Below are 25,302 nucleotides of genomic sequence, written 5' to 3' on the forward strand. Positions count from 1 at the left end.
ACGATGCTCCCATGAGTGAGTATGGCGGTTATACCTACGGGAGCTCTTTTCCCTTGAAACGCTGGCTTCACCGGCGGCGGTTTGAAGAAGCGATTCATATTCTTTCCCTCTCATCCGATGACACCCTTCTTGATTATGGCTGCGGCGATGGTTTCCTGCTGAAGCAGATCATGGATCGGGATCTGCTCCCCGGCCGGCAACTTGTCGGATATGAACCCGCCGAGGTGATGTATCAGCAGTGCAAAGCGCAGTTGGCCGGAACTGATGCAAAAATCGTCTCAACCCTGAGCTCCATATCAAACCAGATCTTTTCGCGCGTCTGCTGTTTGGAAACCTGTGAACATTTGTCCGATACGGTGTTGGCGGATGTGTTGAATGATGTGGCGGGCTCCGTCAAAACCGATGGCATGGCCGTCATCTCCGTACCGGTTGAAATCGGCATCCCCGCCTTGCTGAAAAACACCTTTCGGTATTTTAAGAATCCAAAGGGGAGGGGGTTGACTCTCAAGAAATTCATCCAGGCTTTTCTCGGTCTGAAGATCGACAGAGGGGAGGCGGGGGAATTATCGGATCTCCCTTACTATTATTCACATATTGGATTCGACTACCGGGTCTTCAAGCAAAAGCTGGAGCAATACCTTGTCATTGATGCCGTCACCTATTCACCCTTGCACATTTTGGGACCGTTTCTCGGGATGACCGTTTATTATACATGCACCCGGCGGCCAACCGGATCTCATGACCGGTTACAGGAACAGAGGAGTTGAAATGAACGAGCGGCTCGAATACATGCGGCTTGAAGATGAAAAAGACGTGCGGGCGCTTCAAGATATCACCAGTAAAGCCTTTCATTTCACGCCGCCCCATTGGGAGATCTACTTCAACCGGATTGGCACGGCGAATTTCCGGATTGTCCGCCGCCAGGGGCGCGTTATCGGGGGTTTGGCTGTTTATCCGATCGGCCAGTACTTCGGCGGCCGCCGGCTTCCAATGGCCGGTGTCGCGGCGGTTCAAATTTCCCCCGAGCAGCGGGGGTATGGAGCGGCCGGATTCCTGATGAAGTCCCTGTTGGAGGAGTTGCATGACGAGGGTGTGCCGCTCAGCACGCTCTATGCTTCCACCCAGGCCTTTTACCGAAAGGCCGGGTATGAACAGGCCGGCAACCGGATTCAGTACGAATGTCCTCTTGTCTATCCCAAGAACGGGAGGAGTGATCTTCCCATCCACCCGGTCGACCCATCTCATCACGCACCTTTTCAATCCATCGCGACGAAACGCGCCGGGCTTTCCAATGGCCAGCTCGACCGAAACGAGACAATGTGGGAGAAAATCGCCACCCAGAAGGATCAGATCGTTTATGCCTATCTGATCGGCGAGGAATCCCATCCAGAAGGATATATTTTCTTCCATCAAGAGAAATCCACGGGCTTGGGATACTCTCTTCATATTCATGATATGGCCGCCCTCACTCCGGCCGCCGGCCGTGCGCTCTTGGATTTCCTGATGGGGCATGGGCCGATCGGCCGAAGCGCCGTATGGGCCGGGCCGGCGATTGAACCCCTTCTTTGTATAACCGCCGAACAGAATTTCCAGGTCAAGCGATCGATGCGTTGGCTGACTCGTCTTGTCGACCTGAGACGGGCGTTGACGCTCCGGGGATATCCGGACGGCGTCGAGGGGGAGATCCATTTCATGATTGATGACGACCTCTTGCCGGCGAACTGCGGACGCTTTGTTCTCAGCGTGGGGGGTGGAAAGGGGGCGATCCGCGAGGGGGGGCGTGGAGATCTCCGTGCGAGGTGTGGAGGCATCGTTCCGCTCTATACCTCTCTTTTTACGCCCGATCAGCTCCAGGCGCTGGGTTTCCTCCAGGCCGGCGGAGGCGTCCTCGAACTCGCCACAAAAATCTTCTCCGGTCCCGAGCCCTGGATGCCGGATATGTACTAGGTGGAATGATGGGCCGACCTCCTTTCCATCGGCGGGACCCTTCCGCTGGCATCACCGTCCTCCTGGCCGGTCTCTTTTTTCTCTCCGGTTTTGCCGGATTGGGATATGAAATTATCTGGACGCGGATTTTCGCCATCGGCTTGGGTGCGGAGATTCTTGCGATGCTTGCCGTGCTCGCCGCGTTTTTTGCGGGCTTCGGTCTCGGCGCCTGGGCTCTCGACGGAAAGATCAGTCGCAGCCGGGTCCCGGGCCGCTGGTACGCCGCGGCCGAGGCGGTGATCGGCGCCTGGGCACTTGTTCTTCTCATTGTGATACCCGCAGTGAATCGGATGATGCCGGCCCTTCTCGGTTTGAATCCCAGGCCGGTTGAACATTTAGCTCTCGCCTTCTGCGCCACCTTTATCTGTCTGCTCCCGGCCACCTTTGCGATGGGGGCGACGCTGCCCGCCATGGATCGCCTTTTCTCGCGGATCCGCGCCCATGGCCGGTCGATCGGCGGTCTCTACGCGATCAATACGCTCGGCGCCGTCGCCGGTGTCCTGGGCGCAACCTTTATCCTGCTCCCCCGCATCGGATTCCGCCTGAGCTTTATCTTTCTCGCCTCCATCAATTTACTCTGCGCGGCCGCCATCTTTCGGATCTCCGGCGCGGACGAACAATCCCGGCCCGAGATCGATGAACCCATGGCGGAGAGGCCAAACCCGTTCCGCCTGAAACTCATGCTCTTCGGCACCGGTCTCCTCGGCATCGGTTACGAGGTCTTGGGTGTCCGTGTTCTTTCCCAAGTTCTCGAGAACACGATCTATAGTTTTGCTTCAACTCTGGCGGTCTATCTCATCGGCACCGCCGCCGGAGGGGCCCTTTATCAAAAATGGGCCGCCAAAGCCGGGGGAAAGTCCTTTCTCTCCATTCTCTTCCCAGCCCTATCCTCCAGCTGTCTTCTCGGTCTGATCGCACTTTCAGAGTCCGGCGCGCTTTATCAATCGATTCATGCGGCGCTGGGCGGCGGCATGGCGGCGGCCATCGGAGCGGAGATGGCGACGGCTGGTCTGGTCTTTCTGCTACCGACGCTTCTCATGGGCGCCGTCTTCAGCCATCTGGCGCAATCGGCCCGAACCCGTGTGGGGGGTGTGGGGCGCGCGCTGGCGATCAATACACTGGGAGCGGCGCTGGCGCCCTTCCTTTTTGGATGGATCCTGCTGCCGAGGACCGGCGCCGGCGCCGCCCTTATGATCGTGGGAACGGCCTATCTGCTGCTGCTGCCCGTGTACCGTTCGCGGGCGGCGCTTCTCGGCCTCATCCCGCTCCTGCTGCTGCCGCTTCTTCCCCATTCCTTTCATTTGATCCAACCCCCGCCGGGCGGCCGCCTGGTGGCGCTTAAAGAAGGGGTGATGGCTGCTGTTTCCGTCGTGCAGGATGCGGACGGCGGGCTTTTGTTAAAGGTGAACAACCGCTTCCGCATGGGGGGAACACCGAGCGCCTTCGGTGAACGGCGGATGGGGCGGATTCCCTTGCTGCTGCATCCGCATTCGAAGCGGGCCCTCTTTCTGGGCTTGGGCACGGCGATCACTTTCGGCGCGGCGGGCGATCATCCGGGAGTCATGGCGGATGGTGTGGAGCTGATTCCGGAGATTATCGATCTCCTGCCGTATTTCCGCGACGTCAATGGCGACCCTCAATCGCGGCCCCAGCTGCATCTCGCCGTGGCCGACGCCCGCCGCTACATCCAAGCCGTCAAGGAACCCTATGATGTCATTGTGGCGGATCTCTTTCATCCGGCGCGGGATGGAGCCGGGTCGCTTTATACATTGGAGCATTTCCAGATGATCCGGGATGATCTGAAACCTGAGGGGTTATTCTGTCAATGGCTCCCGCTTTATCAGATGGATTTGGATCTCCTGCGGACGATTATACAGACATTTCAACAGGTTTTTCCCGAACCTTGGGCTTTTCTGGCGCATTACAACGCCTTGACGCCCGCCCTGGGCCTGGTCGGCCGTGTCGAATCCCACCGTTACCCGCCCGACATCCTCCATGCGGCCTACTCCAGCCCGGGGTTCGCTGAAGTATGCCGGCGGGAAGGGATCTCCGGCGCATTGGATCTCTTTGGATGTCTCATTGCCGATCCGGATGATCTCATTGATCTCGCCGCCGGCGCTCCGCTTAACACCGATAATCTGCCGTTGGTCACTTTCACCGCGCCCCGCTTTGTGTATCGGAGCGGGAATATTTCTTATACATTGCTCGAAACTCTGCTTGAACGGTGCCAGGTCGATCCCGGACCTTTGTTCCAACCGGCCGCGGCGGAGGGGGATCCTTCTTTTCTGGACCGGCTCGGCCTCTTTCTGGAAGCCCGCGATATCTATCTTCGCGGCGACATGCGCCGCATTGACGGCGATGAGGATGGAGCGATCGAGTTATATGTCAGAAGCGCCGGCGTGACGCCTGACTTTAGAACCGGGTATGACATTGCCCTCTTGATGGCCCGAAGAAGGGCCGGCGCGAATCCGGGGGAAGCGCGGGCGATCCTGGAAGATCTTATAAGAAGCCGTCCCTCCAGACCCGAGGCGCGCCGGTTGCTGCAGGAATCGCCTTAAAACGAAAGGAGGTCCGCCATGCGAGCCATGGTTCTGGAATCACCGTGCAAGCCTTTGATTATGAAAGAGATTTCGGATCCTGTTCCGGAAACCGGACAGGTCCTTGTGAAGGTTCATGCCTGCGGCATTTGCCGGACCGATCTGCATATCGTCGACGGCGAGCTTCCCGACCTCGGCCGGCCGGTCATTCCCGGTCATCAGGTTGTGGGCCGTGTCGTCGGCGTCGGCTCCGGCGTTAACGATCTTTCCGAGGGAGACCGGGTCGGATTGCCTTGGTTGGGATGGACCTGCGGCCGCTGCGATGATTGTTCAAACGGCCGGGAGAATCTCTGCGACCAGGCCAAGTTTCATGGTTATCAATTAAACGGCGGTTTCGCGGAAAAGGTGTGCGCCGATGCCCGTTACGCCTTTCCGATTCCCGATGGATATCCGGATCTACAGGCGGCCCCACTGCTCTGCGGCGGACTCATCGGCTACCGGGCCTACCGCATGGCCGGCGAAGGCAAGCGGCTCGGCTTTTACGGTTTCGGATCGGCCGCCCATATCCTGATTCAGCTGGCCCGCTACGAGGGGCGGGAGGTTTATGCTTTCACCCGTTCGGGTGATGAAGAAAGGCAAAACTTTGCCCGGCGGCTCGGGGCCGTCTGGGCCGGTTCGTCGGATGACATTCCGCCCGAGCGCCTCGATGCGGCCATCCTTTTTGCGCCGGTGGGCGCTCTCGTCCCGCGTTCGTTGGAACATGTCCGGAAGGGGGGACGGGTTGTCTCCGCCGGCATCTATATGAGTGATATACCCTCGTTCCCGTATAAGATCCTGTGGGGAGAACGATCGGTCCATTCGGTCGCCAATCTCACCCGCCAAGACGGCGTCGAATTTTTGAAGCTGGCGCCGCGTGTGCCGGTACAAACCGAGGTTTCAACGTATCCCTTGGAGGAGGCGAACCGGGCTTTGGATGATCTGCGGCACGGGCGTTTCAACGGTTCCGCCGTGCTGGTGCTTTAGCCGGCGGGATTCCGAACCTGCCCGCCGCCGCGTAATCAGGCTAGGGCGTTCCGGCTCCCTCCGGAAGATTTGTATAATCCAGCTCGGAACCCAGCATGCTGTGGGGGATCATAAAGATCGCAAAGACCACCAATCCGGCGAAGATAATCCAGGCTCTGTTTCTTTGGCCGCCGCGATTGCGGAACCAGGCCCAGATCCAGACGATAACGGCGATCAGCATCTTGTTGTCGGTGAGATCATGCCCCCGCGGAAATCCCGTCCAGAAAGCGCCGAACGCGTACTTTTGCATGATGGGGCCCATGATCATTCCGCCGATCAGGAGAAGACCCAATGTAAGGCCGAGCGTACTGGAGGGATTTCCCTTCGGCCGGATCGCCTCTATCGTCGTCCGGTTGGCGAAGAGCATGGCGAGGAAAATCAGAAAAACATGCGGCCAGAGGACGACTCCAGGCACAGCCCCCTTGTAGCGTATCGTGACGGGAGTTTCGCCGCTCAAGGAGATGGGTTCATCCCCTTTCTCGAGATAGACGAAGTAGATCATTTTTCCGGCGGACGGCTGGCGGGGGAGAGTGGTGGTCAATCGCCCTTCCCGCCGGATCATCTGAAGTGTTATCCAATCGTCATGAGAGCGGAGTCTTTTGTATTTAACGAGTCCGGTAATCGACGGATCGGAGACATCGATTGCGACCAGCGCATCCTTTCCGACGACTTCGGTGCGCAATAACTTGAATTTTATATCTGTGTTCCCGACCGTTGTTTCCCCCCGGAGGGGGGTGGTGGGACCGGTCACGCGCTGGTAAACAGCCGACGCCGCGGTGATGAAAAATGCGAGGACCCAAATCAAAATTCTAGCTAACATTCAAGCATACCAATTTTTCTTTTATACTCCTCAGTAATCATTCTTTCTCGCCGCGCCGGAGATGAACATCAATGCGGGGTGATTCACCCGGCGCAAGGATAATCATTTCAGCTTTACTCAAGACATCCTCCATCACTTTGCGATACAACTCCACTCGCGTTTGAAGAGGCGCGTCACGGTTTTGTTGCAGGAGAGGTCCAAACCATTGTGCGGCTCCCACCGCCGCTGAAAATCTGTTTTCGGCCTCCACTTCAGCCGCGGCAATCATCTGGGCTGATTCGGCCCGGGCCAGGCTGAGCTTGCGCTCGCGCTGGCTTTCCGCATTATTGATCGACTGGGCTGATTCGGCCCGCGCGTCGCTTACCCGGCGGAAGGCCGCGGCCGCCTCAACCGGGGGATCGACCGATTGTAATGTTACGGCCACAACGGTGATGCCGGTCCCATACTTCTTGAGCCAATCTTGGGTCTTGATGCGGACCTCATTCTGAATCAATGTCTTCCCGGATGTCAGGATATCGTCAACCTTCATTTTGCTGGCCGTCTCCAGGAGAGCGGTGCGTACCGCTTGCTGCAGCACATCGTCGGGCGACTTCGTTCCGAAGAGATATTCTCTCAGCCCGCTGATGCGGTATTGTACAACAATGTCGGTGTCAATGAGGTTTTCATCGCCGGTTATAAATTCAAGCTTTGAACCCGTATCACCGGCAATCCGAATTCGATGCACCTCGCCGGTCTTCGCGATTTGGGTTTCATCGACGGGTCTGGGGATACAGAAATGCAGGCCGGGCCCGATGCCCTCGCGTTGGAGGCCGCCGAATCTCTTCAGGACGGCGGCTTCACCGTTCTGAACCGTATAGATCCCGCCGGCGATCCAGATCAGAGCGATGAGAAAGACGCCCAGCAGGGCTAATAGGCCCTTATGGCCGGTCATCCAAAGAGCGCTCCGCCGGATGATGACAGTGCTCGCCGGTTTTGTCCCCGGTCTTTTCGATGTTGGGTCATTCACCGGTAAGGACCTTCATGAGTTTTGAGTCGGATTCGATGAAGATCGTCGTTTCCTCGTCAATGATCTTTTTATAGCTCTCTAGTGTTCTTAAGAAGCGGTAGAACTCCGGATCCTCGGCATAGGCCTCGCCCAGAATGCGCAGGGCTTCGGCCTCGCCGGCGCCTCGAATCGAATCGGCCATCGATCGGGCCCGCGCGAGAATGCGTTCGCGCTCCGTCGTCGCCTCCGCCTTAATCACAAGCGCCGACTCCTCTCCCTCGCTGCGGTACCGCGTGGCGATCCGCGACCGCTCCGCACGCATCCGGCTGATAACACTGGATCGGTTCTGATCGGGGAAATTGAATCCATTGATCTGGAAGTCGAGTACTTCGATTCCGAAACCCGCGGAGGTGATCTGGTTCATAGCCTCGGTGACGCGCCGGCTGATATCCGCGAACTTGACGGATTTGCCCGTCACGTCGAGGAAAGAGTCCATCGGTTCACTTCCAATGGCGGCGCCCAATTCAGAAACCGAGATGTCCAGCAGCCGGGCCTCCGCCTCGTCCCGGGTCCGCACTGTTTGTGTATAGCGCAGCGGATCGGCAATGTGCCAGCAAATAAAACTATCGATGAGAAGGTTCTTTTTGTCTGCGGTCAACATCTCAATCGGTTCGTTATCAAAAAGAAGGAGCCGGGAGTCGAGCCGTTCAACATCGTCGATCGGCCATGGCATTTTAACATTCAGTCCCGGCTGGGCCACTTTTGGAAGGGGCCGTCCAAAGCGAGTCACCACGGCGATTTCCGTCTCGTCGATCGCGAACAGCACGGTCGAAATCCAGCCGAGAAGAAGAACGGCCAAGAGACCCCAGAAGAAAGAACGTCGGGTTTTCATCTCATTTTCCTCTCAGTTCCCGCTGGGAGCCGGCAGGGTTGCGGGGAGCTTCCACAAAATCACGCCATGCCCTTGTGTGCCCGGGGGGACAATGAATTTCTGGCGCCCCGCCAATACGGACTCGCTCGTTTCAAGCCAGAGCAGATCTCTCAAAATAGCAGGATGCCGTTGATAAGCCTCAACCTGCGCGATATATCCTATGGCTTTGCCTTTCGCTTCGGCCGTCGCGGCCAGGGAGACCGCCTCTACTTCAGCGATTTCCACTTTTGATTGCCCTCGCGCGATGGGGATTTCACGCTCCGTGACGACATAGGCTTCATGAATGAAGGTCTGACGGTCTTCCCGGGCGCTTGAAACGTCGCGGAAGGCGTGGACCGCTTCCTGAGGCGGATGGATATCGATCAGATGGATGGAGACAATACGGATTCCGGTTTTGAGATGGGTTAAATGGGTTTGCAGGTTGTCGCGGATATACAATTCGACGTGGGACCGGTCGCTCGTGAGCAGTGAATCCAGCAAACTGGAACCGATGATCTCGCGGGCTACGGCCTGAGCGTAAAGATTAACCAGATCCAAGCTTTTATCCAATTCATAAAAATAGTTATAGGGGTCGGAGAGGAAATAATGAACTGAAAAGCTCATCTCAAACAGGTTTTCGTCGCCGCTCAGATAACTCGCGACGGTTGGATCGGAATTCATCGCGGCCACGGGGCTATGCCAGACATCCGGCGGAGACTGGCTGCGGAGTTCGCGGCGGTTGGCGATCATCTCAAGATCAGTGCGGTATCCGACGTCGGTCTTTCTGGGATAGTTGACCCGCCAAACATCAATTCCCCCGAACGGAGCCGGAAGCGCCCAATGGAGTCCGGGGGCGAGATTCTTCCTCGTTACTTTGTTAAAGACCCGGCCGAACCCCATCGAATCCGGCGGAACACTTTTGAAACCCGTGAGTCCATAGATCAGGATGCCGAGAATGAGGGATCCGCCGATCATGGCGCGGCGGATCGGGATTTTATGGGCGCGGATGGACGCGATCGCCGATTGTGTTCCCGGATGCTCGCGGATCGAGATGAAGTTCCCCCGCATTTGTGATAGCGGTTCGCGGGCGGCGCCGGCCCAGAGCCGCCAGACAAGAAGCGCAGCGAGAAGAACAACACACAGAAAATGTAAGAGCGCTGTTAACCCGCCGGCGGGGGGCGCGAGGCTGGCTGAAATTGTTAAACCCGTGACGCGGAGGAGAGCATCGAGAGCCAAGCCCCAGGCAAGGGTCCCCAGGATGACACTGATGAGATAGATCTTCAGAAAGCGGCGCCCGAAGTGATTCGCCACAACCAGAATACTGACGATACTCACCGCGGGACCGGCCAGAAGCAGCACCAGGGCCGTCCCGGGACTGAATCCGGCCGCGACGAGAGCGGCCGCCACCGGCGTGCTCCCGGATGAACAGGTATACATGGGGACGGCGATCAGGAGGACGACAATCATTGTGAGGAGCTGTGAACCGGCGCCGCGCTCCGCCAAATCCGCCGGGAATAAAGCGCCGAGCACACCGGCGAGGAGAAGACCGATGATGAGATAAAAAGCGATATCGTCGAGAGCCCGGGTGAAGGCATACCGCCCGATCGAGTGCAAAATAGCGGGGAAAGGGACAACCGATTCTTCCGGCTTGGATTTGATGGGCGCTCCGGATGATTTTTGTGGAAATTCCAGGAAGAGCGAGCGGAGCCACCTTTTGAAAGAGAGCCGGAATTGCCGGAAACCGACAAAATCTTCTGGGTTTTGATCGAGATGAGAAGCCTCATCGATCCGGCATCCGCACTCCGGGGGCTGGGCGGCTGCGCCGGTATGGGGTGCGCCACCCTCTTCGTCGCTCGTCGAGGCGATCGAGAGGATCCCGGCGAGTGTTCCCGTTAGGAATGAGGCGAGAGGACGGAAGATCGCCATGAGGGGGCCCAGCAAACCCCAGGTGAGGATCAGCGCGGCGATATTTGTTTCGGGAGTCGTGATAAGAAAAGAGGCGGTCGCCGGCTCACTGGCTCCCCGGCGGTGCAGGGCAATGGCGGTCGGGAGAACGCTGCAGCTGCAGAGGGGGAGCGGGATGCCGAGGAGAGCCGCCCTGACGACGGCGGAAAGGCCCGATTGACCCATCCATCTCAAAATGCGGCTCGGAGAGAGCAGAATCTGAAGAACTCCTGCCATCAGCAGCCCAAAGAGGATAAAGGGCGCGGCCAGGTAGAAGAGGTTCCAGGCCTCGGTCAATACAGTGGGAATCCAACTCACATTGCAGTCCTCGACGGCGGTGATACCCCACCCGGTTGGGTGGATTTCCATCAAAGGGATCAGGGGAAGTCTAACGCAAATACATATTTTAGAAAGTCCCCTCTTCAACCTTTCATCCTAGCCGAGTCTGCAATCCGTCGCTATAGGTACAAATTTTTATGACACGGTTTGATTCGGTCCACTAATCTTATGTCGAGTCGCCTTGGTTTGAATGGGGCAGGAGAATATTATGATGTCACAATGGGTCAGGGGCCTCCTTGGAGGCGCCGTCATCCTTTTTCTTGGGGCTTCGGCCTCGTCAGTGGAAGCATCGGCTGATCCGCTTTCGGTTTTTGTCAGTGTCCTGCCGCTGAAGTCCTTTGTTGAGAGTGTCGGGGGAGATCGCGTGCAGGTATCCGTCATGGTCGGCCCCGGTCAGAGTCCCGCCACCTATGAACCGACACCGAAGCAGATGTCGCAGCTGGCGGAATCAAGGCTCTACTTTAGGGTCGGGGTCCCCTTTGAGAATGTTTGGATCGACCGGCTGCAATCGGTCAATCCGCAGATGATGATCATTGATCTGAGAAAAGATCTTCCCCTGAGGACCTTTGAGGCGGGCGGCGCCGGCGCTTCGCATGCGGGTCATGATCATGTAGAAGAGCATGACCATGGCTCGTTTGACCCGCATGTCTGGACAAGCCCGCCGCTGGCAAAGATGATGGCGGAGAGGATTCGGGACACTCTGAGAGAGCTCGACGCCGGGAACAGCGCTCTCTACGACGAGGGGTATCGGCGATTTTCCGCGGAGCTGGACAGCCTGGATGCCGATATCCGCCGGGAATTGGCGGATCTCCCCTCCCGTAGATTCATGGTTTTCCATCCCTCATGGGGGTATTTCGCCGAAACGTATAACCTTGAGCAGATTCCTATCGAGTATGAGGGGAAGGAGCCTGGCGCAAAGATGTTGGCGCGGGTGATACAAATTGGGAAGGAAGAGGGCATCAGAGTCGTTTTTGTACAAGAACAATTCAACGCCTCCATTGCGGAAACGGTGGCCCGGGCGATCGGCGCGCAAGTCGTCAAGGTGGATCCCCTGGCGCCGGATTACGCGGCGAACCTGAAAAGGACGGCGGCGGCCTTTGCCACAGCCATGAGATAGTGATGGAACCGGTCATCGTTTTTAAGAATCTCTCCTTCTCCTACGGATCGTTCCCGGTGCTCCAGAATATTGATCTCACCATTGAAAGGGGTGAATTTCTCGGTGTCGTCGGGCCCAACGCCGGCGGTAAGAGCACCCTTCTTAAAATCGCACTGGGGCTTCTTGAGCCCTCGTCCGGCTCCGTAACGGTACTGGGCCGGAGGGCGAGCCAGGGGCGGGAAGCGATAGGGTACGTTCCGCAGCGCGCCACGGCGGTGCGGGATTTCCCTATTTCAGTCGAAGAAACGGTTCTACTGGGAAGGCTGAGCGCCACGCACCTTATCGGCGGATATCGACAGGAGGATCGGGCGGCCGCGGAACTGGCCATGAATGAGGCCCAGATACTCGATATTAGAAGCCGCCCGCTCGGCAACCTTTCCGGAGGGCAATTTCAAAGGGTTCTGATCGCCCGCGCGCTGGCGGGAGAGCCCAAAATCCTCATGTTTGATGAGCCGACAGCCAATATTGATCCGCATGTTGAAAAATCGATCTTCGATCTTCTCCGGCAATTGAATGAGCGTATGACGATCATCGTCGTCTCGCATGACATCGGATTCATATCCCAGTATGTGACCCGAGTCGCCTGTCTGAATAAAACGCTGGTCTGTCATAGAACCTCCGCGCTTACCGGTGAAACGATTGAAAGGATTTACGGATCCGATATACACTTGATAGACCATAAACACCATCTCGGTCCGGAGCCCCCGTCATGAGTGGTTTCTTTCAAGCCTTAATGAACCAGAGCTTTCTCCAGAATGCCCTTCTGGCCGGGATTCTGGCGAGTATTGGTTGTGGTGTTGTGGGCACCTACGTTGTCGTTAAGAAGATCGGCTATTTGGCGGGGGGGATCGCCCACGCCGTGCTGGGCGGGATGGGGCTCGCCATTTTTCTCGGACAACCGCCGATGGCCGGCGCGACGATTGCGGCCCTGGTTGCGGCTCTGATCATCGGCTGGGTCAGCCTTCGATGGAGGCAGCATGAGGATACCCTGATCGGCGCCCTGTGGGCGGTTGGGATGGCCATCGGTATCATTTTTATCTCCAAAACCCCGGGATATAACGTTGATTTGATGAGTTATCTCTTCGGCAATATTCTGATGGTCTCGCGACTTGATATCATCATGATGACGATTTTGGATCTCGTAATCATTCTCATCGTCTTTCTCTTTTATAGACTTTTTCTCGCCGTTTGTTTTGACGACGAGTTTGCCCGCCTCCAAGGTGTTCCGGTGAATCTTTTCTATTTACTTTTACTTTGCCTGACGGCGCTGACGGTTGTCCTTCTCATCCAAGTTGTCGGGCTTATTCTTGTCATCGCCCTTCTGACCCTCCCCGCCGCCATTGCGGGCCACCATGTCGGATCCCTGGGACGGATGATGGTTGTCGCTGTCATTCTCGGCGCTCTATTTACAAGCGGCGGCCTGATTCTTTCGTATGAACCGGATCTTCCCGCGGGCGCCTCCATCATTCTCTTGGCGGCGGGCGGCTATATTCTTTCTTTTTTCGGAAAATACCTGATGACCCGCCGGCGCCGGAAACGGACGAGTTGAAGGTCGAGGCCGGCTCACCGGCCGCATCAAACATCCGCGCCCCAACGGGCTTGCGAAAGGGATGTCTTTATGGCAAGCTCCGGCGTTGATCAGACTTTTGAAAGATAAGGTCCCCGAAGTTGTGGGATAGGGGCTCAGGCGCTCTCAATATTCAGTTGCCGCTGTAGAACGGGGATGAATGATGCTCAAGAAAACACCGACACGAAGCGGAAGGGCCTGCAGGGTCACCTTCACACTTCCCACCGAGGTTGAAGCGAAAAAGGCCCATTTATGCGGTGATTTCAATGGCTGGGAAAGACCGGGGCGGCCGATGATCCGCCGCAAGGATGGCCGCTTCTCCACAACATTGACCCTGAAAACCGGCCGCGAGTATAGGTTTCGTTATCTTCTCGATGGAGAAAGGTGGGAAAACGATTGGGTTGCCGACAACTATCTCCCGAATCCCTTTGGCGGGGAAGATTCGGTCCTCAAGCTATAATTTCCAGCCCTTTCTCTATTTCATGCGGGTGTACACATCAAAGCGGTCCATCCATCGTCTCTTCGGCCACAATCTGATATAATCAAAAAGGGTCGTTCCCGGCACCGTCATTCTCCATCTGTGGTGGGAGAGGTTTCCGACCAGGGCCACATCTTTGGGCCATGTCAAGGGTCTACTAAGGAGTCAAACACAATGAGTCACCTATTCCGCAGGGCCGACCGGTTCCATACCGGACATCGGTGTTTTCTTCTCACTGTTGCGCTCGCCGTGATCTTCCTGTTGGGAATGGGCGGCCGGGCCCAGGGGGTCGATATTATCGACTTGCACCATAACACTTCTAGCGGAGTGCCGGCAGCTCCCTATGGAATCGGGACCGCGGTGACGGTTCATGGCGTTGTGACGGTCGGCTCTGGTGTTTTTACAGCCGACTATACAGATGTATGGGTGCAGGATGGCACTGCAGGGATCAATATTTATCACTATGCGGTTCCGCATCAATTCGCTCTTGGGGATAGCGTGACGATTAACGGGACCATTGATCAATATCGCGGTTTGACGGAAGTCGCAATGACAACTTATACGGTTCATTCAAGCGGGGCGACGCCGCCGGAACCCCTCGTTGTAACCTGCGATGACGTTGAGCACGCCTTTCTACCCGACTACAGCGAACCGAATGAAGCCCGTCTTATCCGGATCAATGATGTCTCTTGGACCGGAGCATGGCCGAGTTTCAGCGGACCCATTACGCTGCATGACGAGTCAGGGACTTGTGTCCTCTATATTGATGGAACGACCGCCATACAGAATATGACGCCGCCGGCCGGATCATTTGATGTGGTCGGTATTGTAAAGCAGTATGCCGGATTTACCCCTCCGTACACCTCCGGTTATGAGCTGATGCCCCGCAGTTCCGGTGATTTTTTCATCCATGCCGGTCCCCAAATCGTCAACGGCCCCCGCGAAACCGAGCTTCAACATAATGACGTCACGATCCATATTGAAACATCAACCGCGTGCACGGCCGTTATCTCCTATGGTCTGACCGACGCCTATGAGATCGGAACGGCGACGGACGGTGTGTCGACAACAGTTCATGATATCCTCACCGGCGGACTGGATCCCGCGACGGTCTATCACTATTCGATCGATCTTGAAGACGGAACCGGGCTCACGACGACGCCGGACCGCCTCTTTAGTTCCGCTTCAGCGGCGGGTGGCATAGGAACGATTCAGGCGATCTTTAACAAATCGGTTGATCATAATGTTGCGACCTATGAACAGGCATTGGGCGGCCAGGATTTGGAGGGGTGGATAATCGACCGGATTGACGCCACGAATCTCACCCTTGATGTTGCGATCTATAGTTTTGATCTTCCCGCCGTTGCCGATGCATTGATCGCTGCGAAAAATCGCGGTGTCCAAATCAGGTTCATCTATGATAATCGCGATACCTATCAGGCTGAGGTGACACGCTTGATAAGTAATGGAATCACGGTGATTGATGATGCTTATGGCGCCAATACCGGAAATGAAATCATGCATCATAAGCTCTGGGTGTTTGACGCCTATAGCCCCGATCCTGCTGATCCGTGGGTATATGCCGGGTCCTGGAACCTCAGCGTTCAGGGTACGAATACCGACGCGCAGAATGTCATCATGATTCAGGATCAGGCCCTGGCCCGAACTTGTACAATAGAAATGGATGAGATGTGGGGTTCCTCGAGCGCAACGCCGAACGCCTCAAACTCCCATTTCGGCACGAACAAGATCGACAATACCCCCAAAATCTTCAATGTCGGCGGGAAGGAAATCGAGATCTATTTTGCGCCTTCGGATCCGTGGCTGGGGGCATTGATCGATCAGGTCGAAACAGCGGATCTTTCCATCAATTTCTGCATCTTGAGCTTTACTCGATTTGATCTGACCAATGAAATGGAAGATCGCTGGCTGAACTCGCCGGGGATGAAAATCCGCGGTGTGTTTGATTCCGGAGAAAGCGGAAATACCGGGAGCCAGTATTTTCCCATGAATGGCGAGGGAGATTATCCCTGGGATCCTCCCGCCGATGTGATGTTCGACGCGGAAACAGGCGCATTGCACCACAAGTATATGATCATTGATGTCGACCATCCCAGCTCCAATCCAGTCATTGCCACCGGGAGCGCCAACTGGAGCAATGCCGCCGTCGGCGACAATGATGAGAATCACATCATCATTCATGATCCCATCACGGCGAATAAGTACTTCCAGGAATTTTCAGCACGCTACCAGGCGGCGGGTGGGGGCGAGGATCTCACCACTGGAATCAACGATTCGGCTCCACCGGCCATGCGGTTCCGGGTCGGACCCAATCCGGCATCGTTCCGGTTGCAAACCGAGTTTTCACTCACCAATAGCGGACGGGTCATTTGTGATCTCTACTCGGTCGACGGCCGGCGGGTTGAGAGATTGATCGATCACATCATGACGGGCGGGAGGCACACCCTTAGCTTGGATCTCAGGCGGAATCAGGATTTGGCCTCCGGTATGTACTACATCCGGCTGTCGACCCCGGATGGTGAACAGATGCGCCCCATAACGCTGGTGCGTTAATCTCGCGCAAAATGGCTTTCCATGACGGGATCCGAGTGAATTCGGGTCCCGTCTTGTCAGGAGAATCCCCGCAAGCCGACTTGTCACAAACGATTAGAAAATTTTCCAATTGAATGTTTTTTGTCTACACCGCAAACTAACCGGTTAACGAACCTTATGGGTCGCCCCGCTGCGCATCGGCATTTCATAAGCGCTTGCAAGAAAGCGCACAGGTGGGCTAGTATGCTTTGCGCATAGGTGTTGGGCGGATGTGCAAGGGTTAATCTATGTCATCACCATCCCGGGGGCTTCGGCGGTTGAGATGAGACATATCTCTCAGGGATTTGGAACTGCCGGAGGTCATTTAATCATAGGATTCGAGGAGGCGATCATATGAGCAAGCTACTGGAAAGACTGAAGGAACTCATTCCTCAATGGCGCCAAGAACGTGCCGAGATTCTCAAGAACCACGGAGATGTCAAAATCTCCGACGTGAACATTACACAGGCATACGGCGGGATGCGCGGAGTCAAAGGGATGATCTGTGATACATCCCTCGTTGAACCGGACAAGGGATTGATTATCCGCGGCTACCCTCTTTTGAAGATCAAGGATTTATGGCCTGAAGAGACTTTTTATCTCCTCCTCACCGGCGATCTTCCGGATGAAAAGATCAAAAAAGATATGATGTTGGAGTATGACAAGAGATCTCAGGTTCCGGGCTATGTCTATGATGTTCTTCAGGCTATGCCGGAAGATTCTCATCCCATGTGTATGTTTAACACGGCCATTTTAGCGATGGAAAAGGAGAGTGTCTTCCGCGCCTGGTACGACAAGGGGATGCAGAAGGATGATTACTGGATTCCGGCTCTGGAGGACAGTCTCCAGATACTGGCCAAACTCCCTGGAATCGCCGCCGCCGTTTATCGTATCCGGTATAACAAAGGAGATCTTATCTCCTGGATACCGGGTCTTGATTGGGGCGCCAACTTCGCAAATATGCTGGGGCTTCCCGATCCCGAGGGCACCTTTGCCAAGCTCATGCGACTCTATCTCCACTTCCACAGCGATCATGAGGCGGGAAATGTCTCGGCCAATACCTGCCATACCGTCGGTTCGGCCCTTTCCGATCCCTACTATGCCGTCTCGGCGGGGCTTAACGGTCTTGCCGGCCCCCTGCATGGCCTGGCCAACCAGGAATGTTTGGCTTGGATTCTGGAAACAATGCAGAAATTCGGCGGGGCGCCTTCTGAAGAAGAGATCCGCGATTATGCCTTTGAGACGCTGCGAAGCGGCAAGGTCGTTCCAGGATACGGTCATGCTGTTCTCCGGGTCACCGATCCCCGGTTTACCGGATTCAATGAGTTCGGACGCGAGTACCTGCCGAACGACCCCGTTTTCAAGACGGTCGACGCCGTCTTCAGGGTCGTGCCGAAGGTTCTCGGGGAGTTCAGTGAGGAACGGGTGAAGGCGGGCAAGGCGCCGATCGCGAATGTCTGGCCCAATGTGGATGCGGGATCAGGATGCCTTCTCTATCATTATGGGCTGACCGAGTTCAATTATTATACGGTTCTCTTCAGTGTCAGCCGTGCGATGGGAATGTGCGCGCAGCTCGTCTGGAACCGCGCTGTCGGTTCGGCCCTCACCCGGCCGAAATCGGTGGGCACAAAGTTCCTCAAGGCGTTTGTATCCAAGTAGGTATTAAGAAGTCCAATGACGAATGGGGCGGCTCCTTGGAGGCGCCCCATTTTTCTAGGCTTTTTCATCGATTTTGTAGGATTTGCCTGTTGCAGGGACCGGCCCGCAATCCTCCCTTTCTTGAGTTCGGCTTCGGCTTGGGTTTTCCCTCATCTTTGGCTAGAATAACTGAGGGAGGGAAGCCTCCTGGATTCTGACCTGATGACCACGCCCGGCGGGTGTCGTCCCGGCCCGGCGGACGGAGTGGATGGCTGGGGGACGAGAGGGAGTGGAAAAGATGGGTATCGCCGAGAGAGTGCATCTCGATTGGGCCAGTTTGCCATTTGGATATTCGAAGACGGATGTCAGTATCCGCTATACATGGAGGGAAGGCGAGTGGGATAACGGGGTCGAATCGCGTGAAGAGTACTTCCCGATCCATATCGCCGCCACGGCACTTCATTACGGACAGGCCGCCTTTGAGGGATTGAAGGTGTTTTGTACAAAAGATAACCGAGCGCTTGGTTTCCGTATTGAAGAAAACGCCAAGAGGATGCAGCACTCCGGTGAGATGCTGATGATGGAGGCGCCCTCAGTTGAGCTCTTCCGCAAGGCGGTTCACCGCATGGTTAAAGCCAATCAACGCTTCATTCCGCCCTATGGGAGCGGCGCTTCGCTTTATGTGCGCCCTCTTCTTTTTGGGACAGGCCCGAGAATCGGTGTGAAGCCGGCGGATGAATATACCTTCATGGTGCTGGTGACCCCCGTCGGTCCCTATTTCAAATCGGGATTTACACCAACCCGATTGATCATCGAGGAGAGCTTTGACCGGGCCGCCCCCAAGGGCGTCGGGACGGCAAAAGCGGCCGGTAATTACGGCGCTGGGATGCGGGCCACCGTCCGCGCGCGCCGCAATGGGTATGGTGAGGCCTTGTATCTTGATGCCAAGAACCACAGAACAATTGATGAGCTTGGGGCCGCCAACTTTTTCGGAATCACATCCGACAAGAGATATGTGACCCCGAATTCCCCGACGGTATTACGCTCCATCACCAATATGTCCCTCCGGACCATTGCCAAAGAACTTGGATATCGGGTGGAGGAAAGAGAAGTCCCTGTAGAAGAGTTGGATAGCTTTATTGAAACCGGAGCCTGCGGTACGGCGGCCGTCATCACGCCTATTGAGAGCATTACGTTCCGGGACCGGGAGATCGTTTACCTCAAAGACGGCAAACCCGGCCAGCACTGTACGGCTCTCTACAGAGCATTAACTGATATTCAGCATGGGGATGCTCCTGATCCTCATGGGTGGACCGAAGAAATCGAGATGTAGATTCCCAATTACGGCCCGGGATTTATCGGATTTGTTCGATCCTGGGCCGTTCTTGGATCCGAGCTTTTGATTTTTCTGAGGAGATTTCTGATGGAGATGAGCTTGATGCCATCCCGGTCCCGAGTGAAGCGGCTGACCATCAATTCCACCATCCTTTTGGTCATGATCTTGGTGATATCCGCCGGCGCTCAGACCGGGCGCTCAAAGCCGTTTGATCATTATCATGTTGTTTTGGATGCGCTTCTTTACCGCCATGTTCATAATGGCCGGGTCGACTTTGAGAAATTAAGGATCCAGGGGGCGGAGTTGGATGGATATCTCCGGCAGGCCGGCGGTTTGGATCGAAGCGACTATGACAGTTTTACGAGGGATCAAAAACTAGCTCTGCTTCTTAATACGTATAACGCGATGGTTTTAAAGATCATCCTCAGAGACCAGCAGGAGAATTCCATCCTGGACGTTGCGGGGAAATGGGATGAGAAACGTTTTCTTTTCCTCAGAAAAGAGTGCACGCTGACGCAGCTGAGAGAGGAGTTTCTTCGAAAGGATTTCGATGAACCCAGAATCCATTGTGCGCTGACATATGCCTCTATTGGCGGCCCCGCGCTGATCCCTGAAGCCTATATGTACGAACTTCTCGATAAACAATTGTCCGCTGCCGCGGAGAACTTTGTTCGGGATTCGCTAACGAATCATTTGGATCGTGAAAACTCCATTCTCTATGTCTCAAAAATCTTCGAGTGGTACGGCGAGGATTTTATCCCTAAGTACGGAAAGACCATCGGGCCATCCGAGATACCATCCGGTGCGATTTCCAACGTCCCGTCTGTGGGAGAGGCAACACCTCTGCACAGGGCGATTGTCGGGTTCTTCAGCGAGTATCTCGATGAATCTGATGCGGCCTACCTTCAGTCCCATCCGGTTGAAGTGCGTTTCTTGGAATTCGATTGGCGTCTTGATTCGATATCCACGAACTAGATCATCGAAAACAAGTTGCACGGCAGCGGATCCCCGTCATTCGGCGGATGGCCCCGGCCCGGTTTTGGGCGGCGGACCCACCGCACCAGATCCTCAAGAAGAAAATATGATATTCTCATAAACAAGTGGTAACCTGTTTCTTACATAATCATAATATCCGGTGAGCAATATGATCCTATCGATCGGTGTGGACACTCCCATCATGCTTGATGTTTCATTAAGGTTAAGGCAGAGAGGTGAGAGATGACGGGGTATCATATTGTGCTGGTTGAAGATGATGAGGATATTCAACAACTTGTTGAGTATAACCTTCTTAAGGAGGGCTTCACGGTTGATTGTGCGGGAGACGGTAAAGAGGGGCTGAGTCTGGTCCTTTCCGAGAACCCGGATCTGCTGGTGTTGGATCTCATGCTGCCGGGGCTGCATGGCTTGGAGGTTTGCCGTTCTCTGAAAAAGGACCCGGCGACGGCGGCGATTCCCATTATTATTCTCACAGCCAAGGGTGAAGAATCCGACATCCTGGCCGGTTTCACCGCCGGCGCCGACGATTATGTAACCAAGCCGTTCAGTCCGAAGGTCTTGTTGGCGCGGATCAAGGCGGTGCTTGGCCGAAAGTCCCAGGTCGCCTCGTCAATTGATGGCCGCATTCGACTTCATGATCTTATCATCGACGCCGGGCGCCATGAAGTCAGCGTGGGGGATCAAGCCGTAAAATTGACCTTCTCAGAATTCAAATTGTTGCAGCTCCTCGCCAGCCGGCCGGGATGGGTTTTCTCCCGCTTTCAGATAGTACAAGCTATTCACGGCATGGACTATGTCGTCACCGATCGCGCCATCGATGTGCAGGTCGCCGGTCTCCGGAAACGTCTCGGAGAGGCCGGGAAGATTATCGAAACAGTGCGGGGTGTCGGCTACAAATTGAGGGACTAGGATGTTCCGAGGTAAGCGCCTCCTGTGGCAGCTCTATCCGACCTACCTGTTGGTCATTCTGGCTGCTGTACTTATCGTCGCCTGGTTTGCATCAGAAGCCATCCGGCGATTTCATGTAGACTATACAGCCACTGATTTGGAATCCCGGGCCCTTCTGGTGAGGGACCAGGTCCGGGAAAGCCTCAATTCGGATGATCCTGCCGCGGTCGATCGTCTTTGCAAACGCCTGGGCCCACCCTCAAAAACCCGCATCACCGTCATCCTCGAATCGGGGCGTGTCGTCGGTGATTCAGAGGAGGATCCACTGGCCATGGAGCCCCATACCGGGCAAGCCCGCCTCGAGATTCGAGAAGCGCTGTCGGGAACGTCGGGGCAATCGATCCGTTACAGCCATACTCTTCAGCGAACGATGAGTTATGTCGCCATTCCGATCTGGAATGAGGCTGGATCTTCGGTTCTGGCGGTTGTCCGTGTCTCGATGCCGATCACCGCACTGAGGAAACCCCTCCGGTCAATCTATACGCAGATCGCCTTGGGGGCTCTCGTGGTCGCCCTCCTGGCCGCCATTGCGGGGCTCATTGTCTCGAGGCGGATCACGCGTCCCCTTGAAGAGCTGAGACGGGGAGCCGAAGCCTTCGCGGAGGGGAGGCTTGATCAAAAACTCCGCGTCACAGAGGTCGGCGAGATGGGGAATCTGGCGGAGACGATGAATAATATGGCTGCAGAACTCGATCGCCGCATCCGGGCGATTACAAGGCAACGAAACGAACAGGAGTCGATTCTCAGCAGTATGGTTGAGGGGGTTCTGGCCGTGGACGGGCAGACCCGGGTGAGGATCATGAACAAGGCGTGCGGTGAAATCCTGAATGTCGATCCCTCAGAATCAAAAGGGAAAGCGATTCACGAGATTGTGCGTCTTTTGGAGCTTCAACATCTTGTGAACCAGACTCTTGAAGATTCGGAACCAATCGAAAGCGATCTTGTTATCGGAAACGGCGAGGACCGGTATCTCCAGGCTCATGGAGGGCCCTTGCGGGATGCCCAAGGGAAGCTCATCGGCGCGGTCTTGGTGCTGAATGACGTCACCCGTCTTCATAGATTAGAGCGAATCCGCCGGGATTTTGTGGCGAATGTTTCACACGAACTCAAGACGCCGATCACTTCGATCAAGGTCGCTATTGAAACACTGCAGGATGGAGCGGTGCAGGACGGCCCCACCGCCGATCGTTTCATGGAGATCATCTCCCGCCAGGCGAATCGCCTGAATACGATCATTGAGGATCTGCTCGATCTTTCACGGCTTGAACAGGGTCAGCCGGCTACAGAGATTGAGTTGGCGCCTCACAAGCTCACGGCATTGCTGTCGGCCGCCATCCAATCCTGCGATGCCAAAGCCAAGGAACTGAAGGTGGAGGTCCGGATGAGCTGCGAGGAGAATCTCACCGCGCTCGTTCAGCCGGTTCTCCTGGAGAACGCCCTCATCAACCTCTTGGATAACGCGATCAAGTACAGTGATCCCGGGAACGCCGTTTATGTCACGGCGGAGACCCGGCAAGACGGGGTTGTCATTGAAGTCAGAGATCAAGGTTGCGGTATCGAGGAGAAGCACCTCTCCCGGATTTTTGAGCGATTCTACCGTATTGATAAAGCTAGGAGCCGCAAACTCGGTGGGACAGGGCTGGGCCTCGCGATTGTGCGACATGTGGCTCTGGCCCACCGGGGAACGGTCAGTGTCACCAGCATTCCGGGGAAGGGCTCCTCATTCTTTATAAACCTGCCGAAGCAAGCTTTCGATTAGGCCCTTCTAACACAACTCTAACATTTCAGTAAAAGAAGACTAACGTCTCCGAGGTAAAAATCCAGGTGAGGGGATGCGATGGATAAAAACTCTAATGGGGGACGGAAACAATGCGATGGGATAAGTCGTGCTTGTGGTTCATTCTTTTTGCGGCTTTCATCTTCGGCGGTTCTACTCTGTGGTGCCCGGTGGACGCTTCGGATGGAGAGGATGGTCTGAAGGTTGATGGGGATTTTCGCTATCGCTATGAGAGAATAGATCAAGAAGACAAGGATGTCTATGACCGGCATCGGCTGCGGGCGCGGGTCGGCCTTGCCGCCATGGTCAACGATCAGACCCATTTCTTCCTAAGACTGGCCAGCGGTTCGACCGATCCGATTTCGACCAATCAGACCCTGGATGATGCTTCCTCGAGCAAGGGGATCTGGCTCGATCGCGCCTATCTCGATATTCGGCCGGTTCAGACCCCGGGCCTGAACCTCATGGCGGGGAAGATATCCAATCCCTTTTATACGCCGCAGAAGAGCCAACTCATTTGGGACGGAGACCTGAATCCGGAAGGATTGGCGGCGAAGTTCTCTCACGGCAAGGGCGCTCTCAAGCTCTTTGCGTCCGGCAGCGGTTGGATTATCGACAACCGGAAAGCCGAGAGCGATGTCTTTATGTACGGCCTCCAGGGCGGGATCAACCGGGAATTTGATGAACAAGACCTCAACCTCACGGCCGGCGCCTCTTTCTTCTCTTATACAGAGCTGAAAGACAAGCCTCTCTTGATGAGTGATTCTTTTGGAAACTCCACGCCGGATGACGCCGCGGACATCTACGCCAATGAGTACACCCTTATTGAAGGCTTTTTTAAAGCCGCCTTTTCAGTGGCCCGCCGGCCGGTCGCCTTATTCGCCGACTTCGTGACCAATACCGATCCATCCGAAGAAAATGTCGGCTGGATGGCGGGTGTTGAGGTCGGCAAAGCCATGAGACCGGGCACGGCAAAGGTCTCTTACAACTATCGTGAATTGCAGAGAGATGCGGTTTTGGGAATCTTCAGCGATTCCGATTTCGCCGGCGGCGGGACCAACGCCAAGGGACACCAAATCAGTGTGGTTTTGAAGCTCATGACGAATCTCGATGCCGGAGCCATCTTCTTCGCTAACACGCGGGGTATTGCTGATGGTGAAGACGGCCTCGACTACCAGAGGCTGCAGGTTGATCTGATGTCGAAATTCTAAGGGTTTTCTTAGGGTTTAAAATTGAAATGATAGGAGGGACTCGATAATGTTGTTGGCACAATCCCGTCTTACACTAACCGGTCTCCTGATCTTGGGCTTGGCTCTGGCCGGGCTGACCGGCGTCCATGCCGAAGAGACTCGGATCATCGTTGACGGATCCACAACCGTTGGACCCATCGCGAAGGCCTTTGCAGAGTATTACATGGGCCTTCATCCCGATGTCCAAATCACCGTCAGCGAGTCGGGGAGCGGCAATGGAGCGAAGAGCCTTATCAACGGGACGTGCGAAATCGCCGATATGTCCCGATTCATGAAAGAGAACGAATTCGCGGCCGCTGTTGAAAAGGGTATCATGCCGGTGGCGCATGTCGTGGCGATGGACGGCTTGCCGATTATTGTCCATCCCAGCAATCCTGTCAGCGGGTTGACCGTGGAGCAGGTGCGGGACATCTATGTCGGCAAGATCACGAATTGGAATCAGGTAGGCGGCCCCGACAAGAAGATCGTCGTCGTGAGTCGTGATACGAACAGCGGAACCTATGAGACCTTCGAAAATCTGGTCATGAATAAGGAAAAGATGGCGGAGAGTGTCGAGTATGTGGGCAGCAATGGCGCGGCGCGCCAGCGGGTCCAGTCGACGCCGAGCGCCATTGGCTATGCTGGGTTGGGCTTTGTGGATCAGACTGTGAAGGCTCTGGACATTAACGGCATTACCCCAAACCAAAGTACCGTTTCCTCCGGTGTCTATCCGATTGCCCGGCCGCTCTACATGTTTACAAACGGCTATCCGAAATTGGGAAGCCATATTCACGCCTTTGTGACACTTCATCTCACAAAAGACGGGCAGGAAATTATTGAGGCTATCGGTTTTATTCCTGTGACCGCCTATTAGTCTTGGCTGTGCGGGGACCGCCTTTTACGGCGGTCTCCAGAGGTGCCTGTGAGCGAAGTTGAGAAAGCGAGTCCTGCCGTCCCGGGGATTGCCTCCGGGGCGGGACTCCAAAAACTGCGCGGCGACCT

20 protein-coding genes are annotated in these 25,302 nt (G+C 55.7%); 16 read left to right on the forward strand and 4 right to left on the reverse strand.

All coding sequences use genetic code 11. The features are described from left to right. Positions 1 to 11: 11 nt before the first annotated feature. From KJ970_19930 to KJ970_19945, 4 genes are read left to right on the forward strand one after another with little or no spacing between them, the layout of a single operon-like run. Positions 12 to 767, forward strand: a complete 756-nt coding sequence (locus KJ970_19930) for a class I SAM-dependent methyltransferase (GenBank protein MBU2693192.1) — start codon at positions 12 to 14, stop codon at positions 765 to 767. A 1-nt stretch (position 768) separates the two neighbouring features. Next, entirely contained in the window at positions 769 to 1,947 is a 1,179-nt protein-coding gene (locus KJ970_19935; protein ID MBU2693193.1) for a GNAT family N-acetyltransferase, read from the forward strand. 5 nt (positions 1,948 to 1,952) lie between these two features. After that, positions 1,953 to 4,544 (forward strand): fused MFS/spermidine synthase, encoded by a 2,592-nt coding sequence (locus KJ970_19940; protein MBU2693194.1) that lies wholly within the window; start codon positions 1,953 to 1,955, stop codon positions 4,542 to 4,544. A gap of 18 nt (positions 4,545 to 4,562) precedes the next feature. Beyond that, a complete protein-coding gene (locus KJ970_19945) occupies positions 4,563 to 5,546 on the forward strand; it encodes a zinc-dependent alcohol dehydrogenase family protein (GenBank protein MBU2693195.1) in 984 nt (327 codons plus the stop codon). 40 nt (positions 5,547 to 5,586) lie between these two features. Here KJ970_19945 and KJ970_19950 read toward each other — a convergent pair whose 3' ends face one another. The 4 genes from KJ970_19950 to KJ970_19965 all read right to left on the reverse strand — a co-directional run bounded on the left by KJ970_19950 (position 5,587) and on the right by KJ970_19965 (position 10,613). Continuing rightward, positions 5,587 to 6,405 (reverse strand): hypothetical protein, encoded by an 819-nt coding sequence (locus KJ970_19950; GenBank protein ID MBU2693196.1) that lies wholly within the window; start codon positions 6,403 to 6,405, stop codon positions 5,587 to 5,589. Positions 6,406 to 6,442: 37 nt separating this feature from the next. Next, on the reverse strand, positions 6,443 to 7,336 hold the full coding sequence (gene hflK / locus KJ970_19955) for an FtsH protease activity modulator HflK (protein MBU2693197.1): 894 nt from the start codon (positions 7,334 to 7,336) through the stop codon (positions 6,443 to 6,445). 67 nt (positions 7,337 to 7,403) lie between these two features. Further along, positions 7,404 to 8,282, reverse strand: a complete 879-nt coding sequence (locus tag KJ970_19960; GenBank protein MBU2693198.1) for a protease modulator HflC — start codon at positions 8,280 to 8,282, stop codon at positions 7,404 to 7,406. A gap of 12 nt (positions 8,283 to 8,294) precedes the next feature. Next, on the reverse strand, positions 8,295 to 10,613 hold the full coding sequence (locus KJ970_19965; protein MBU2693199.1) for an SO_0444 family Cu/Zn efflux transporter: 2,319 nt from the start codon (positions 10,611 to 10,613) through the stop codon (positions 8,295 to 8,297). Positions 10,614 to 10,794: 181 nt separating this feature from the next. Here KJ970_19965 and KJ970_19970 point away from each other — a divergent pair, with 181 nt between their 5' ends. The 12 genes from KJ970_19970 (at position 10,795) to KJ970_20025 (ending at position 25,174) form a co-directional block, all read left to right on the forward strand. Further along, complete coding sequence (locus KJ970_19970; GenBank protein MBU2693200.1) at positions 10,795 to 11,700, forward strand: zinc ABC transporter substrate-binding protein; 906 nt, start codon at positions 10,795 to 10,797, stop codon at positions 11,698 to 11,700. A 2-nt stretch (positions 11,701 to 11,702) separates the two neighbouring features. After that, entirely contained in the window at positions 11,703 to 12,452 is a 750-nt protein-coding gene (locus KJ970_19975; protein MBU2693201.1) for a metal ABC transporter ATP-binding protein, read from the forward strand. Further along, positions 12,449 to 13,288, forward strand: a complete 840-nt coding sequence (locus tag KJ970_19980) for a metal ABC transporter permease (protein MBU2693202.1) — start codon at positions 12,449 to 12,451, stop codon at positions 13,286 to 13,288. Before KJ970_19975 ends, KJ970_19980 begins: the two co-directional genes overlap by 4 nt. A 178-nt stretch (positions 13,289 to 13,466) precedes the next feature. Next, entirely contained in the window at positions 13,467 to 13,766 is a 300-nt protein-coding gene (locus KJ970_19985) for an isoamylase early set domain-containing protein (protein MBU2693203.1), read from the forward strand. A gap of 192 nt (positions 13,767 to 13,958) precedes the next feature. Further along, positions 13,959 to 16,358: a hypothetical protein gene (locus KJ970_19990; GenBank protein ID MBU2693204.1), complete on the forward strand. Its 2,400-nt coding sequence runs from the start codon at positions 13,959 to 13,961 to the stop codon at positions 16,356 to 16,358. Between the two features lie 372 nt (positions 16,359 to 16,730). Further along, positions 16,731 to 18,035 (forward strand): citrate (Si)-synthase, encoded by a 1,305-nt coding sequence (locus KJ970_19995; GenBank protein ID MBU2693205.1) that lies wholly within the window; start codon positions 16,731 to 16,733, stop codon positions 18,033 to 18,035. A gap of 277 nt (positions 18,036 to 18,312) precedes the next feature. After that, a complete protein-coding gene (locus KJ970_20000) occupies positions 18,313 to 19,347 on the forward strand; it encodes a branched-chain amino acid aminotransferase (GenBank protein ID MBU2693206.1) in 1,035 nt (344 codons plus the stop codon). A 90-nt stretch (positions 19,348 to 19,437) separates the two neighbouring features. Continuing rightward, the gene (locus tag KJ970_20005) at positions 19,438 to 20,325 is read left to right on the forward strand and encodes a DUF547 domain-containing protein (protein MBU2693207.1); all 888 of its coding nucleotides are present in this window, start codon (positions 19,438 to 19,440) and stop codon (positions 20,323 to 20,325) included. 243 nt (positions 20,326 to 20,568) lie between these two features. Beyond that, positions 20,569 to 21,255, forward strand: a complete 687-nt coding sequence (locus KJ970_20010) for a response regulator transcription factor (protein ID MBU2693208.1) — start codon at positions 20,569 to 20,571, stop codon at positions 21,253 to 21,255. A 1-nt stretch (position 21,256) separates the two neighbouring features. Continuing rightward, positions 21,257 to 23,053 carry a cell wall metabolism sensor histidine kinase WalK gene (locus tag KJ970_20015; protein ID MBU2693209.1) on the forward strand — a complete coding sequence of 599 codons (1,797 nt, stop codon included), beginning with the start codon at positions 21,257 to 21,259 and terminating at the stop codon, positions 23,051 to 23,053. Positions 23,054 to 23,163: 110 nt separating this feature from the next. Continuing rightward, positions 23,164 to 24,282, forward strand: a complete 1,119-nt coding sequence (locus KJ970_20020) for a putative porin (GenBank protein ID MBU2693210.1) — start codon at positions 23,164 to 23,166, stop codon at positions 24,280 to 24,282. Between the two features lie 46 nt (positions 24,283 to 24,328). Beyond that, the gene (locus KJ970_20025; GenBank protein ID MBU2693211.1) at positions 24,329 to 25,174 is read left to right on the forward strand and encodes a phosphate ABC transporter substrate-binding protein; all 846 of its coding nucleotides are present in this window, start codon (positions 24,329 to 24,331) and stop codon (positions 25,172 to 25,174) included. The last annotated feature ends 128 nt before the right edge of the window (positions 25,175 to 25,302 follow it).

It is taken from the genome of Candidatus Eisenbacteria bacterium (assembly GCA_018831195.1).
Lineage (GTDB): Bacteria > Eisenbacteria > RBG-16-71-46 > CAIMUX01 > JAHJDP01 > JAHJDP01.